The organism is Phaeobacter sp. CAU 1743 (genome assembly GCF_039839315.1).
Classification (GTDB): domain Bacteria; phylum Pseudomonadota; class Alphaproteobacteria; order Rhodobacterales; family Rhodobacteraceae; genus Phycobacter; species Phycobacter gallaeciensis_A.
This window is the reverse complement of sequence record NZ_JBDOQR010000096.1, coordinates 1-12792: the sequence shown is the minus strand read 5'-3', so window position 1 is coordinate 12792 and position 12792 is coordinate 1. Positions and strand designations below refer to the sequence as shown.

The following is a 12792-nucleotide window of genomic DNA, read 5'->3' as shown; positions in this document are numbered from 1 at the left end:
CGAAGGATTGGGAAAAATCCATCGCCAGCGCGGCAGCTTGGGTCACAATCGCACACATCCGCCGCGTCACGCGGATGCTCGCAAGACAATGAATTCACTCGAAAAGTTTTGAATCAGACTCTGAGGCAGGCATGCAACGAGCCGGGCGGGATCAAGCCAAGGTCCTGGAAGAAGGTGAAGTAATCCATGTGACCGATGTATTCAGCAATCCGGTCCCCTTCAAACCGCGCCATGAGACAATCGTAGGCGACAATCATTTCCGCGGTCGAAAGGCACTTGGCTGAAATGCGAATGCGCATCGAGATCCAGTCGTCCTGTTCGATCGCATTCATAACCTCAAAGGAGGACGGTCCGACTAGGCCCTGTACAACGAGTTTGAATTCGACCCATTCCATCATCGGAATGATCTGGCCTCCGGTGACAGGTCCGCAAAAGGTCGCCTCCTCGGTGAAATACCGACCCAAATCGAAGTCACCGGGATCTCCGAGGGCGGCATTCAGGAAATCAAGAATGATCGATTTTTTGTCCATAGGAGGTAACACCGAATACACAGGAGCCGCGCAGGCCCAACCAAACACATCTCAGGCGGTGCGAACCGCGTAACTTAACATCACGTATTTTGAAGCGATCCTGACCTGCTGTACAGCAGCTTGTTTCGGACCGTTGCAGCATTGCAATTGGTGCTGGTGTTTTGAGGGGCGGCAGGACATCAAATCGATATGGGAAAACCAAAGAAGAAAGATCTACCGGACCTTGCGGACCTGGCCGTTGCGGGGCTGGAGATCCAGGTGCGGGCCACGCCAAAGGCGGCGCGCAACGCGATCACCCGGACCGAGGCCGGGCTGAAGGTTTCGGTCACCGTGGCGCCGGAAAACGGCAAGGCCAATGCCGCAGTCGCGGATTTACTGGCTCGGGCCATGGGCGTTGCGCCCTCTGCTCTGGAGCTGCGCCGTGGCGCCACATCACGGGACAAGGTTTTCGTCTATCGCGGCTCATGAACCAGATGCGGGATCCTGCGGCGAGGCCTCATCCGGAACCAGGCGATAAACGCCTTCGGGCAGGTCCAGCGCAGCGGCCAGATCGCGCAGCTGGCTGTAGGAGAGGGTGATCTTTTCTACCCTGTCGGTGCGAGGATCGAATTGCTCCACAGTCACGCATTCCGCAAAGGCGTTGATAGTCACATCTTCCAGCAAAGGGCCCTCGCCCTCATCCACCAGGGTAACGACGGTCGAGTCGAATTCGTGTTCGATGGTAAACATATCCCGATGTTGCCACCTTGGTGCTGTGATTGGCAAGTGTTTGCGCGCGCACCAGAAATGTGACGCGAACCTCCGCTGACGGCTGCAAGACTGGCTGCAAAATCCGGCTGTCTGCGATTGAACCCTGGTTTGATCCCGGCCTATGATCGGTCGATGACGTCAAGGACAGGCCGATGCGTTCCATTCTGAAAACAGTCTCGATCTGCGCACTCAGTGTTTTGAGCGCCTGCGGCGTTCCCGGTGCCCCGCCGCCCGGTGGCGGAGCGGTTGCTCCGGCAACATCCGGGGCGCGGGTGTCTGGTCTTTCGCCAGCCGAAGCTCGGGCAACCTTTGCCACCGTCGCCAGCCGCGTTGAACCGGTGGCCGAACGCACCTGCCGGACGCAGACCAGTGGTATGAATTGCGACTATCTGATCCGGATCGATCCCGACGCCAAGGCGCCGCCGAATGCCTATCAGAGCCTGTCGCAGTCCGGCCGCCCGGTAATCACCTTCACCCGCTCTATGCTGGGGCAGATCGCCAACGCGGATGAGCTGGCCTTTGTCATGTCGCACGAGGCTGCGCACCATATCCGCGCGCATCTGGCGCGCCAGCAGCAGAATGCGGTGGCGGGTTCCGTGTTGCTGGCCGGGCTTGCCACCCTTGCCGGAGGCAGTGCTGCGGATATCTCCAACGCACAGGATCTGGGCGCCATTGTCGGTGCGCGCGGATATTCGAAGGAATTCGAACTGGAGGCGGATCAGCTCGGCACCATTATCACCCACCAGGCGGGATACCGGCCCAGCGTTGGCGTGCAGTTCTTCTATCGCCTGCCGGATCCTGGCGACAAATTTCTTGGCAGCCATCCGGCCAATCCGGACCGGGTGCGCGTGGTGCAGCAGACCATCACCCGCTACGGGCTGAATTGATCATGGCGGAAAACTCTGCAGATGCAGCGCCCGAGATGAAAAAATTGGGCGTGGTCCTGACCGACCGGGGGTCACGCTATGCGGTGACCGGCGCCCGGGTTACGTCACGCGCCGAAGTCGACGCGGTGCTGGCGGCACTGAAAACCGACCGCGCCTACGCCAAGGCCACCCATAACACCTGGGCGGCGATGCTGCCGACGGGCGCGCTCAAGGCCGACGACGGAGAGAGCGGCGCCGGGATGGTGATCCTGCGGATGATGGAGCGGGAAGGGCTGCAAGATCATCTGATCATCGTCACCCGCTGGTATGGCGGCAAGAAACTGGGCGGCGACCGCTTTCGCCGGGTGCAGGACGCGGTGCGCGCCTATCTGAACCCCGCCTAGGCCCGCGTCACGCGATTGACCTGCATCAAGGTCCGGGGCGGGGCCTGTGGTATTTTCTGGCGTGACACGCAGCCAGGAGAACGCGCGATGGATGATTGCGGGATCAAGGACAAAGCTAAACTGAAGACGCACGCGGCCCTTTTTGATGAAATGGGGCAGGCGGTTGGGCTGGATCTTCAGGAAGAGGCCATCGCCGGGCGGCTGAATTTCGATGAAATCGCCGAAGCGGTGCTGCGCTGCACCCGCTGCGCCCATCCCGAGACCTGCCGGAAATGGCTGCATTCGCCCGCGCGTGCAGATCAGGCGGCTGACACTCCGGATTACTGCCGCAACCACGATCTGCTGGGATATCTGCGCGAACCGGTCGCCTGATCTGGCAGCCTTTGGGGAGGATCAAGACATGCAACCATTGGGGGACGCGCTGTATCACCTGAGGCTTCTGGGGCTGATGGGCAAAACCACCGAGGCCGATCTGGTCGCGGCCTTTGAGGCAGGCCGCATCAGTTCCGAGGACTGGGCGGATATGGTCAACCGCTGCCGGGCCTGCGAAGGGATCGAGACATGCGAGCGCTGGCTTGCGACCCATGAGAGCGCCGAAGAGGCACCCGGCTGCTGCAAGAATGCCAAGGTTCTGCTGCGACTTCGCGCCGAAAAGGAAAAGGCAGAGGCCTGAGGCCACAAACAAGGCTGAAGAATACCTGTGGCACTCACTGGCGGGTGTCAAAGAGGCGGCTCTCCCGCGTCCGCGTGTGCCCTGGCTGCACCAGGCCCCACTGGCAGCCTTGGGCCCGGCGCCGCTGCGCGGCGGCCAGCGCCCGCTGAAAACATCCATTCCCAAAGCCACACGCGCGTATTATACGCGCAGCCATGACCAGCAATCCGCCAGACCTCCGCCCCGACCTCGCCCCGAAAGCCCAGTTCGGTGATGCCCCGCGCAAAGACCAGCCGACCCTTGGCATGGTGTCGCTCGGCTGCCCCAAGGCGTTGGTGGACAGTGAGCGCATCCTTACCCGGCTGCGCGCCGAAGGATACGGCATCTCTGCCGATTACGCGGGCGCCGATGCGGTGATCGTCAACACCTGCGGGTTCCTCGACAGTGCCAAGGCCGAAAGTCTGGACGCCATTGGTGAGGCGCTGAAGGAAAATGGCAAGGTCATCGTCACTGGCTGCCTTGGCGCCGAGCCGGATTATATCCGCGAACATCATCCGCGCATTCTGGCCGTCACCGGTCCACACCAGTATGAACAGGTGCTGGATGCCGTGCACGCTGCTGTGCCGCCTGCGCCCGATCCCTTTGTCGACCTGCTGCCTGCCACCGGCGTCAGCCTGACGCCCCGGCACTTCAGCTATCTGAAGATCTCGGAAGGCTGCAATCACAAGTGCAAGTTCTGCATCATCCCCGACATGCGCGGGCGGCTGGCCTCGCGCCCCGCCCACGCCGTGCTGCGCGAGGCGGAAAAGCTGGTCGATGCAGGCGTGCGCGAACTTCTGGTGATCAGTCAGGATACCTCGGCCTATGGGCTCGACCGCAAATACGATGTGAACCCCTGGAAAGAGGGCGAGATACGCAGCCATATCACCGATCTGTCCCGCGCGCTGGGGCAGTTGGCGCCTGCATCGGACCTTTGGGTGCGGCTGCATTATGTCTACCCCTATCCGCACGTGCGCGAGTTGATCCCGTTGATGGCGGACCCGGACTACGCGCTTCTGCCCTATTTGGACATCCCCTTTCAGCACGCCCACCCGGATGTGTTGAAACGCATGGCACGTCCCGCAGCGGCGGCGAAAACGCTGGACGAAATCCGCGCCTGGCGCGAGATCTGCCCGGAGATCACCCTGCGCTCCACCTTCATCGTCGGCTACCCCGGCGAGACAGAGGCGGAGTTCCAGCATCTTCTCGACTGGATGGATGAGGCGCAACTCGACCGGGTTGGCTGTTTCAAATACGAAAACGTCGACGGCGCGCGCTCCAATGATCTGCCGGATCACGTGGCCGAAGAGGTGAAGCAGGAGCGCTGGGAACGCTTCATGGAAAAGGCGCAGGCGATTTCCGAGGCAAAGCTGGCGGCCAAGGTCGGCCAGACCATGCAAGTCATCGTGGACGACATCGACGAAGACGGCATCGCCACCTGCCGCACCAAGGCCGACGCGCCCGAGATCGACGGCAACCTGTTCATCGACGAGGGCACCGAAGGTCTGAAGGTGGGCGATCTGGTCACCGTCGAAGTGGACGAGGCCGGGGAGTACGACCTTTGGGGAGCTTTTGTGGATTAGACAGACGTGGCTTCCAGAATGTCAAAATAGTGATAGCCGCTTGCTGTTAGCCCATAGTGGTTATCTCCGGCATACATTGTTTGTTCCACTAGACCTTGACGGCTCAACTCTTTGAAACTTGTGTCCGCTTCTACTTCCATTCGCTGAGTGTTGATGGAGGCATACTTTCCGAGCAACCCCTTGCGTGCGATTTGATCCCGAATTGCCTCGCTGGATGGAGTTCCATCTGTCTCTCCTAATACTTGAAGGATCGATCGGTTCATTTCTTGACGAATTCCGTCGCCGACCAGTATTTCGGGAAGCCGGTCTACACCCCGTTGCGTCTCTAACTGACGCTCCGCCTCTAAATCTTCTTTCGTCTCCTCGCTGACGTCTTCCGCCTCTTTCAGCCGTCTACCAGCTGCAATAATCTCGGCCTCCCTATCCGCCGCCCGTTTTGCTTCCGCGGCCTCACGTTTTGCGCGCTCTTCTTCAAATTCCGTTCTGGCGGTCTCTCGCTCTGCCTCTATGCGAAGCTTTTCATTTTCGCGCCTTGTACCTTCATCCTGCTGCAAACGGTGCAGCAGGAACTTCGGGAGCCTTGCCACCCATGCGCCACCAAGAGTGATCCAAGGGATGAGCAAGGCGGCGATCACACCCGCAACCACCGGATACCAGACAAGGCTATTGATGTCGGTGTGGTGTTCGAAATACCTGATCCGCAGCCAGACGGGGGCCTCGGCAAACAGCAGGAAGAACAGCGGTTTCCAGTTGCTGACGACAAATGCAATCGCGAGCGAACCCAGAACCGGGGATCTGATCTTCTCGCTCCATGCCTCTACCCACTGTTCAAAAAGGTCGCGCATACGAGGTAATCAATCCATTCGGGCAATTGCTTAATCAGAAACAGCTTAGAGCGGTTTTCTCCTTGGCTGCAAGGCGTTGCCATATCAGCACTATTGCGCCTTGCGGGGCGCACTGTATCCTCGGGGGAAACAGGCAGCGGAGGGTGCTATGCGGCTGATCATTCGGGTTCTTTCGGCAATATTGCTGACGCTTGCCGTGTTGATCGGGCTGGTCTTCATGTTGCCGGGAGAGAAAGTCGCGGCGCTGGCGGCGCAGCAGCTGGAGGCGCAGACCGGCCGCAAGCTTGAGTTTCAGGGCGAGGTGGGCTTCAGCCTCTGGCCGGTGCTTGGGGTCAGAACCGAAGGCGTGACCCTGTCGAATGCCGATTGGGCGGGACCCGAGCCGATGCTGCGCGCGGCGCGGATGTCCATCGGGATCGCTGCCGCTGATCTGCTGCGCGGCAAGGTACGGGTGACCGAAGTGACCGCCTTGCTGCCGCATTTGAACCTGTCGACCCGCGCTGATGGCACCGGGAACTGGGTGATGTCGCCCGAGGCAACCCCGGGTGCGGAGACTGACGCCTCCCCGCAAGAGGGCAGCGATCTGGCGGTTCAGATCGAAAAGCTGACCCTGACCGGGGCCTCGTTGCGCTATGCGCCGCATGGCGGCACCCCGGTTGAGATGAAGGCCATCGATCTGGCGCTCAGCTGGCCGGATCCCGGCGGCACCGTGGATATGGAGATGACGTTGCGCCCGGTCGAGGCGCCGGTTCAGGTGAAGGCAGAGATCGGCACATTTGCGGAATTCCTCACCGGGCGGGTGTCTTCGGTCGGGGGGACTGTCAGCGGGCCCGGCGGCGTGCTGATGTTCGACGGTCGGGCCGGGATCGATGGCGCAGGATCGGGGCGGGTGACGCTGAAAACCACGGATAGCGCCGGTTTCATCGCGGCGCTGGGCGGTGGTGAGGTCTCTCTCCCCAAGGGGCTGGGGCAGGCTGCTGTGGTCGGCGCCGATGCCACCTATACGCCGGATGGGCGTCTGGCGCTGCGCGATCTGTCACTGGATCTGGATGGCAACACCCTGCAGGGGGCTGCGGATCTTGTCATGGCGGATGTGCCCGAGGTGACGGCGCAGCTGTCGGCTGGTGCGCTGTCCTTTCCGGGGCTGGACTCGCCCGTCGAGAGCAGTGGATCGGGCGCGGGCAGTGCGCCCGATGGTTGGCCCAAGGAGCAGATTGATGCCTCGGTCCTGTCAGCCTTCAACGGCACCGCTGTCCTGACCTTCCAGAGCCTGTCGGCGGCGGGGTATAACCTTGGCGAAAGTAAGCTGACATTCAGTCTGGACCGCGCCCGCGCGGTGCTGAAGGCCCAGCCTGCCACCATGTTCGGCGGGCAGGTGACCGGGCAGGTTGTGGCCAACAACCGCAACGGCCTGTCGGTGGGCGGCAAGCTGTCCTTCAACGATATCCAACTGGAACAGGCGCTTGGGCAGACGGCGGGCTATGACCGCTTGCATGGCGCCGCACTGGGAGAGATCGAATACCTGGGCGTTGGCAATTCGGTGGATGCGATCATGCGCTCGCTCAGCGGCAAGGGATGGCTCGAGGCTGGCAAAGGCTTTTTCACCGGTTTCGACCTTGAGGACCTGATGCGCTCCGGCTCGGGCAATGGCGGCAGCACGGTGTTCGAACAGTTGACTGGCAGCTACACGATCGCAAACGGTAACCTGCAGAACAACGATCTATTGGTCATCATCAAGGGGCTCAGGGCCGAAGGTGCAGGCCGGATCGGTCTGGGCGCGCGGGATCTGGATTACCGTTTCGCGCCCACCTTGCAGGGGGCGGATGGCGGCGCCGGGCTGTCGATCCCGGTTGCCATCACCGGACCGTGGAGCGCGCCAAAGATCCGGCCCGATCTGAAATCCGCCCTGCAGCCGCAGATCGACGAGATCGAGCAGGAAGCCAAGGACCGCGTGCGCGAAAAGCTGAGCGAGGAGCTGGAGACCGAGATCGCGCCGGAGCAGGACCTGAACGAGGTGATCAAGGACCGGATTGAGCAGGAAGCCAAGGATCAGCTGCTGCGGCTGTTGCAGGGTAACTGAGCCGGGCCGGAAGGCGCTCCTGTGCAGAAATGAAAAAGCCGCGCCCACCAAAGCTGGGCGCGGCGGTCGTCCGAGCCATGGCCCGGGCAAATGACCTTCAGTCAGTCAACAACTTGATCAGATCGTCTGATCGTAGTCCCCGACCAGCGGTTCGGTGCGGATCACCGCATCGATATCGGCAAAGATCGCGCGCAGCTCTTCTTCGCTGTCGCTGCTTTCGCAAACCACCACTAGGTTCGGCGTGTTGGAGGAGGCGCGCACCAGCCCCCAGGATCCATTGTCCAGGATCACGCGGGCGCCGTTGACGGTGACGACTTCCTTGATGGCGCGGCCTGCGATTTTCTCGCCAGCCTCAGCCTTGGCCACCAGTTTGGCAACAAGGCGCTCCAATACGTCGTATTTCTCGGTATCGGCGCAATAGGGGGACATGGTCGGGGTCGACCAGGTCTTGGGCAGCGCCTTGCGGAGATCCGACATCTTCATGTCCGGGTTGCGGTCCATCAGTTTGCAGATCTCGACCGCCACGCGCATGCCGCAGTCATAGCCGCGACCCACCGGTTCGGCGAGGAAGTAGTGGCCGGATTTTTCAAACCCCGCCAAGGCGCCGATTTCCTTCACGCGCCGTTTCATGTGGCTGTGGCCAGTCTTCCAGTAATCGGCTTTGACGCCGTTTTTCTGCAGCTCGGGGTCCGAGGCAAAAAGGCCAGTGGATTTTACATCAGCGACAAAGGTCGCGTTCGGATAGATCTTGCTGAGGTCTCGCGCCATGATGACGCCAACCTTGTCGGCAAAGATCTCTTCGCCTTCGTCATCCACCACGCCGCAGCGGTCGCCATCGCCATCAAAGCCAAGCGCGAAATCCGCACCCGAGGCTTTGACGCTGTCCGACATGTCGTGCAGCATTTCCATGGCTTCGGGGTTGGGGTTGTAGTTGGGGAAGGTGTAGTCCAGCTCGTTGTGGCTGGGGACCACCTCGACGCCGATCCGCTCGAACAGCTCTGGGGCAAAGGCCGACGCGGTGCCGTTGCCGGTGGCGCAGACCACCTTCAGCTTGCGGGTCATCTTGAAGTCGCCGACCAGATCATCAAGGTAGGCTTCCTTGACGCCATCGACGAATTCATACGAGCCGCCATCGCGGGCCACGCCTTCGCCATTGAGGACGATATCACGCAGCTCGGCCATTTCATCCGGGCCGTGGGTCAGCGGGCGCTCAAAGCCCATCTTGACGCCGGTCCAGCCGTTCGGGTTGTGGCTGGCGGTGACCATGGCGACGGCAGGCACATCCAGATGGAACTGCGCGAAATAGGCCATGGGAGAGACCGCCGGGCCGATGTCCTTGACGCGGATGCCGGCCTGCATCAGGCCCAGGATCAGCGCCTGCTTGATCGCCAGCGAATAGTCGCGGTAGTCATTGCCGACCGCGATCACCGGCTCAATCCCGCGTTTGTGGATCTGGGTGCCAAGGCCAAGGCCAAGGGCCGTCATGCCGGGTAGGTTGATTTCCTCGGGGTATTTCCAGCGGGCGTCATATTCGCGAAAACCGGTCGGCGTGATCATCGGATCGCGCAGGAAGGACCAGGTGTTCGGGGTGACGGGGGAGATCGGTTTAGTCATTAAATTCACTTTCGGGCATCAAATCGAAATCGGGTTTGCCTTGGCGAGCTGGTCAAAGGCCATCAACGTCTCGATCAGTTTCGGCATCTGGTCGAGATAGATCATATTGGGGCCATCCGAGGGGGCGCTATCGGGATCTTCGTGGGTCTCGATGAAAACCGCACCGATGCCCAGGGAAACGGCAGCCCGGGCCATGACAGGCGCAAATTCACGCTTGCCACCCGAAGAGCCGCCCTGTCCACCGGGTTGCTGCACCGCGTGGGTGGCATCCATCACCACGGGATAGCCGGTCTGCGCCATGATCGGTAGCGAGCGCATATCCGCCACCAGCGCGTTGTAGCCAAAGGAGGCGCCCCGTTCAGTCAGCAGGATGTTCTCATTTCCGGTGCTTTCCACCTTGGCCACCACATTGGCCATGTCCCAGGGCGCCAGAAACTGCCCCTTCTTGATGTTGACGGCCTTGCCGGTCTTGCCCGCTGCCAGCAGCATATCGGTCTGGCGGCACAGGAAGGCGGGGATCTGCAGGATATCCACGGCTTCGGCGGCTACGGCGCATTGTTCCTCGGTATGCACATCGGTCAGCACGGGCACGTCGAATTCCCGGCGGATATCGCTGAGAACCTTCAGCCCCTCGTCGAGGCCAAGGCCGCGCTTGCCGGACAGAGAGGTGCGGTTGGCCTTGTCGTAGGAGGCCTTGAACACATATTGCGCCCCGGCGGCCGCGCAGGCCTCTTTCATTTTGCCTGCAATCATGCGGGCGTGGTCGGCGGTTTCCAGCTGGCAGGGGCCGGCAATCACTGTCAGGGGACAGTCATTGCCGATCGTCAGCCCGGCGATTTTGATGTGTTTCATGGCGTTATGAGGATACCTGTTCCCGGAGAATGGATGCTGTAAGCGAGCACATCAGGTAAATACCGGAAAAGATCAGGAAAGCCAAAATCGTATTTTCGAACTTGCGCGGATAGGAGGGTTCCTCGCTTGGAACCGGCTCAACCGCGGTGGTCAGGTAGCGGACCTGACGGTTGGCCTCCATGCGGGTGGTTTCCACTTGCTGCAAAGCCGATTGCAGCATCAGATCGCGGGTCGCAAGGTCGGCCTGAGCCATCTGGATCTGCACGCTGAGGCTGGCGAGCGAGTTTTCGCCTGCAGCGGCATCGGTCATCCTGTCGTTGAGCCGCTGGATCAGTGCCTCCAGACGGGAGATATCCGCCTCGGCACCGGCGACCTTGGCCTGGTTGGGGCGGGCGTTGTCCATCAGGGCGGCCAGTTCCAGCTCTTTCTCCTGCAGCTGGACCTCAAAGGTGGAGATCTGCGACCGCAGCGACAGGATCACGCCTTCGGGGTCCAGAACCGCGCCTTTTTGCTGCAGCCGCACCAGATGTTCCTGAGCCTGACGGCGTTTCGTCTCCGCCAGTTCGAGCGCGGCCTCTGCCTCGCCCACCTGATCGGAGCGTTTCTGTTCGGACAGGTGGTTCACCTTTTCCTGCGCATAGGAGATCAGCCGGTCCGAGAATTCCGCAGAGACCACCGGATCAGCCGCGGTGACTTCCATCCGGATCACGCCCTCGGTCGGATCATAGCCGATTTTGACGTTGCGCGAGTAGATCTTGTAAGCCTTTTCGTTGCTTGCGGCTGGGTCCAGACGTTGAATCGGGTCGATCCAGTCCTGGGTGAAATGCGCCTTGAAGCCGACTTCTTCATCCAGCCGCAGCATGGCTTCCTTGGATTGCAGAAAGCTTTGCACCGCGGTTGAATCCTGGCTGGTGGCAAATTGCGTGCCCGAAAGCAGACCGCTCATCGAGCCGGCGCTGTCGGCCTTGAGCACCAGAAATTCAGATTTGGCCGAATACATCGGCGTTGCCACGGCATAGAAATAGTATCCGGTGATCAGCGTCGGCAGCATCACGAAAAAGCTGAGCCGCCCCAAGAGCAGCCACAGCTTGCGACGCCGCCGCTTGGCGATATCGCGCTGGATTTCCTGGATTTCTTTGTTGCGCCGCTCTGCCGGGCTCAGCTCGGTCGAGGGCAGGGTGGTCTTGGCGGCGGGCACGGTCTGCGGCAGCTGGATCGCACCGGGGTCCGGAGCGCCCTCTGGCCGGGCCTTGTTCTGCGGGACCACCAGTTCCAGCATGTTGGAACGCTTGAAGGGATCAATCCCTTTCAGGCGGAGCAGGCGGACGGCTTCGAAATCCGAGGTAACCGGCAGATTGTGCTGCTGCGCCACGCGCCGTGCCATGCGCAGCTGACGGCCGGTCAGCCCTTCGCGGCGGATCTCGTCGATATCCGTGGAGGTCTTGGTCTCACGCGCGCTGCTGACCTGGCCGGACATTGCCTGCCCGGTCGCGGCGCTGGGTTTCGCGTCTTTTTGCCCTGCTGAAGCCGTGGCCTGAGTGGACTTGACCTCAGACGCGCTGGCCTGCGTTGTTGCTCCTGCGGCTTTGGCGCTGCTGTCGGGGCCTGGGGCCTCGACAGGGCGCGCTGCAGCGGCAGCGGCGGCGCTGCTCGATGTGCGGCGGATGCGGAATTTCTTAGCCTTGGGTTTGGTAGTCATAGAGCTGCTTTGCCTCTTCCAAGGTTTCAAACATATGCAATTGCCCGTCCATCAGAACGGCTGCGGAGCGGGCGAATTTTTCCAGCGTCTTAGGCTGGTGGGACACGATCACGATGGTGGTCGTCTGCAGGCGCTCCTGCAGGATCGAGCCGGCCTTGCGGTTGAATTCCACATCGGTCGTGCTGGGCATGCCTTCGTCGATCAGATAGATATCGAAATCCAGCGCCAGCATCAGCGAAAAACTGAACCGTGCCCGCATGCCCGAGGAATAGGTGCCAAGGGGTTGGTCGAAGTATTCGCCAAGCCCGCAAAGCCAGCGGCAGTAGGCTTCGACATAATCCGGGTCCAGCCCATAGAGTTTGGCGATGTAACGGCTGTTTTCCATGCCGGACAGGCGGTTGATGACGCCGCCCATGAAACCCAGCGGAAAGGAAATCTTGCAGCCTCGCCGGATTTCGCCCTCGTCCGGTTTCTCAAGGCCCGCCATCATGTTGATCAGAGTGGTCTTGCCGGTGCCGTTCGGGGCCAGGATGCCCATGGATTTGCCCAGCTCCACGCGAAAAGACACCCGGTCAAGGATCACCTTGCGCTGGGTGCCGGTCCAGAAGGACTTGCTGACATTTTCAAACTCAAGCATGGCTTGTTCCGGTCTTGCCTGTCTGGTCCGTTGTCCGGCCTCTTGCCTCGGATGGCCCTTAAAAAGGACCGCTGCACTGTGCCACGGTTCTGATCGCGGCGATTTGATCAGGTTTGGTTATACCGTGCTTACGCCAAAACCCGAAATTTTTCGTGAGTGACGACCCTGAAGCTATCTGACACTTGGTTTCGGAAGGTTTCCCACTGGTTGGGCAGGGTCTCCCGAAAGAACTTCAGGATCG

14 protein-coding genes and 1 pseudogene are annotated in these 12792 nt (G+C 61.0%); 8 read left to right on the top strand and 7 right to left on the bottom strand.

From position 1 onward, the window contains the following. Positions 1-92: pseudogene (locus AAFO90_RS22550) on the top strand (IS5/IS1182 family transposase); the annotation flags it as partial. 21 nt (positions 93-113) lie between these two features. On the opposite strand, the gene AAFO90_RS22545 reads toward AAFO90_RS22550, so the two are convergent. After that, the gene (locus AAFO90_RS22545) at positions 114-530 is read right to left on the bottom strand and encodes a hypothetical protein (RefSeq protein ID WP_347510865.1); all 417 of its coding nucleotides are present in this window, start codon (positions 528-530) and stop codon (positions 114-116) included. Between the two features lie 189 nt (positions 531-719). Between AAFO90_RS22545 and AAFO90_RS22540 the strand changes: the two genes are divergently transcribed. Beyond that, positions 720-998: a DUF167 domain-containing protein gene (locus tag AAFO90_RS22540; RefSeq protein ID WP_065272938.1), complete on the top strand. Its 279-nt coding sequence runs from the start codon at positions 720-722 to the stop codon at positions 996-998. Here AAFO90_RS22540 and AAFO90_RS22535 read toward each other — a convergent pair. Then, a complete protein-coding gene (locus tag AAFO90_RS22535) occupies positions 993-1259 on the bottom strand; it encodes a hypothetical protein (RefSeq protein WP_347510864.1) in 267 nt (88 codons plus the stop codon). The genes AAFO90_RS22540 and AAFO90_RS22535 overlap by 6 nt on opposite strands. A gap of 173 nt (positions 1260-1432) precedes the next feature. Between AAFO90_RS22535 and AAFO90_RS22530 the strand changes: the two genes are divergently transcribed. The 5 genes from AAFO90_RS22530 (at position 1433) to rimO (ending at position 4824) form a co-directional block, all read left to right on the top strand. Then, complete coding sequence (locus tag AAFO90_RS22530; protein ID WP_347510863.1) at positions 1433-2167, top strand: M48 family metalloprotease; 735 nt, start codon at positions 1433-1435, stop codon at positions 2165-2167. A 35-nt stretch (positions 2168-2202) separates the two neighbouring features. Continuing rightward, positions 2203-2550, top strand: coding sequence for a YigZ family protein (locus tag AAFO90_RS22525; protein WP_116560358.1), 348 nt, complete (start codon positions 2203-2205; stop codon positions 2548-2550). A 102-nt stretch (positions 2551-2652) separates the two neighbouring features. Next, complete coding sequence (locus tag AAFO90_RS22520) at positions 2653-2922, top strand: DUF6455 family protein (protein WP_347510866.1); 270 nt, start codon at positions 2653-2655, stop codon at positions 2920-2922. Between the two features lie 28 nt (positions 2923-2950). Further along, positions 2951-3223: a DUF6455 family protein gene (locus tag AAFO90_RS22515; protein ID WP_347510862.1), complete on the top strand. Its 273-nt coding sequence runs from the start codon at positions 2951-2953 to the stop codon at positions 3221-3223. A gap of 194 nt (positions 3224-3417) precedes the next feature. After that, complete coding sequence (rimO, locus tag AAFO90_RS22510; RefSeq protein ID WP_347510861.1) at positions 3418-4824, top strand: 30S ribosomal protein S12 methylthiotransferase RimO; 1407 nt, start codon at positions 3418-3420, stop codon at positions 4822-4824. Here the strand turns inward: rimO and AAFO90_RS22505 are convergent. Then, positions 4821-5669 (bottom strand): hypothetical protein, encoded by an 849-nt coding sequence (locus AAFO90_RS22505; RefSeq protein WP_347510860.1) that lies wholly within the window; start codon positions 5667-5669, stop codon positions 4821-4823. The two genes, rimO and AAFO90_RS22505, sit on opposite strands and share 4 nt — an antisense overlap. A gap of 148 nt (positions 5670-5817) precedes the next feature. On the opposite strand from AAFO90_RS22505, the gene AAFO90_RS22500 reads away from it, so the two are divergent. Continuing rightward, positions 5818-7749 carry an AsmA family protein gene (locus tag AAFO90_RS22500; protein WP_347510859.1) on the top strand — a complete coding sequence of 644 codons (1932 nt, stop codon included), beginning with the start codon at positions 5818-5820 and terminating at the stop codon, positions 7747-7749. A 117-nt stretch (positions 7750-7866) separates the two neighbouring features. On the opposite strand, the gene AAFO90_RS22495 is transcribed toward AAFO90_RS22500, so the two are convergent. The 4 genes from AAFO90_RS22495 to AAFO90_RS22480 are packed head-to-tail and all read right to left on the bottom strand — an operon-like array spanning position 7867 to position 12551. Further along, positions 7867-9363, bottom strand: coding sequence for a phosphomannomutase/phosphoglucomutase (locus AAFO90_RS22495; RefSeq protein ID WP_274832943.1), 1497 nt, complete (start codon positions 9361-9363; stop codon positions 7867-7869). Between the two features lie 18 nt (positions 9364-9381). Continuing rightward, positions 9382-10215 (bottom strand): 3-deoxy-8-phosphooctulonate synthase, encoded by an 834-nt coding sequence (kdsA, locus tag AAFO90_RS22490; RefSeq protein ID WP_065272946.1) that lies wholly within the window; start codon positions 10213-10215, stop codon positions 9382-9384. 4 nt (positions 10216-10219) lie between these two features. Then, entirely contained in the window at positions 10220-11914 is a 1695-nt protein-coding gene (locus AAFO90_RS22485; RefSeq protein ID WP_347510858.1) for a capsule biosynthesis protein, read from the bottom strand. Then, entirely contained in the window at positions 11892-12551 is a 660-nt protein-coding gene (locus tag AAFO90_RS22480) for an ATP-binding cassette domain-containing protein (protein WP_065272948.1), read from the bottom strand. Before AAFO90_RS22480 ends, AAFO90_RS22485 begins: the two co-directional genes overlap by 23 nt. Between the last annotated feature and the right edge of the window lie 241 nt (positions 12552-12792).

Coding starts and splice junctions, on each gene's coding strand:
- AAFO90_RS22495 (WP_274832943.1), bottom strand. CDS start 9,363: ATGACTAAACCGATCTCCCCCGTCACCCCGAACACCTGGTCCTTCCTG.
- AAFO90_RS22545 (WP_347510865.1), bottom strand. CDS start 530: ATGGACAAAAAATCGATCATTCTTGATTTCCTGAATGCCGCCCTCGGA.
- AAFO90_RS22525 (WP_116560358.1), top strand. CDS start 2,203: ATGAAAAAATTGGGCGTGGTCCTGACCGACCGGGGGTCACGCTATGCG.
- AAFO90_RS22540 (WP_065272938.1), top strand. CDS start 720: ATGGGAAAACCAAAGAAGAAAGATCTACCGGACCTTGCGGACCTGGCC.
- kdsA (WP_065272946.1), bottom strand. CDS start 10,215: ATGAAACACATCAAAATCGCCGGGCTGACGATCGGCAATGACTGTCCC.
- rimO (WP_347510861.1), top strand. CDS start 3,418: ATGACCAGCAATCCGCCAGACCTCCGCCCCGACCTCGCCCCGAAAGCC.
- AAFO90_RS22485 (WP_347510858.1), bottom strand. CDS start 11,914: ATGACTACCAAACCCAAGGCTAAGAAATTCCGCATCCGCCGCACATCG.
- AAFO90_RS22505 (WP_347510860.1), bottom strand. CDS start 5,669: ATGCGCGACCTTTTTGAACAGTGGGTAGAGGCATGGAGCGAGAAGATC.
- AAFO90_RS22480 (WP_065272948.1), bottom strand. CDS start 12,551: ATGCTTGAGTTTGAAAATGTCAGCAAGTCCTTCTGGACCGGCACCCAG.
- AAFO90_RS22535 (WP_347510864.1), bottom strand. CDS start 1,259: ATGTTTACCATCGAACACGAATTCGACTCGACCGTCGTTACCCTGGTG.
- AAFO90_RS22530 (WP_347510863.1), top strand. CDS start 1,433: ATGCGTTCCATTCTGAAAACAGTCTCGATCTGCGCACTCAGTGTTTTG.
- AAFO90_RS22515 (WP_347510862.1), top strand. CDS start 2,951: ATGCAACCATTGGGGGACGCGCTGTATCACCTGAGGCTTCTGGGGCTG.
- AAFO90_RS22500 (WP_347510859.1), top strand. CDS start 5,818: ATGCGGCTGATCATTCGGGTTCTTTCGGCAATATTGCTGACGCTTGCC.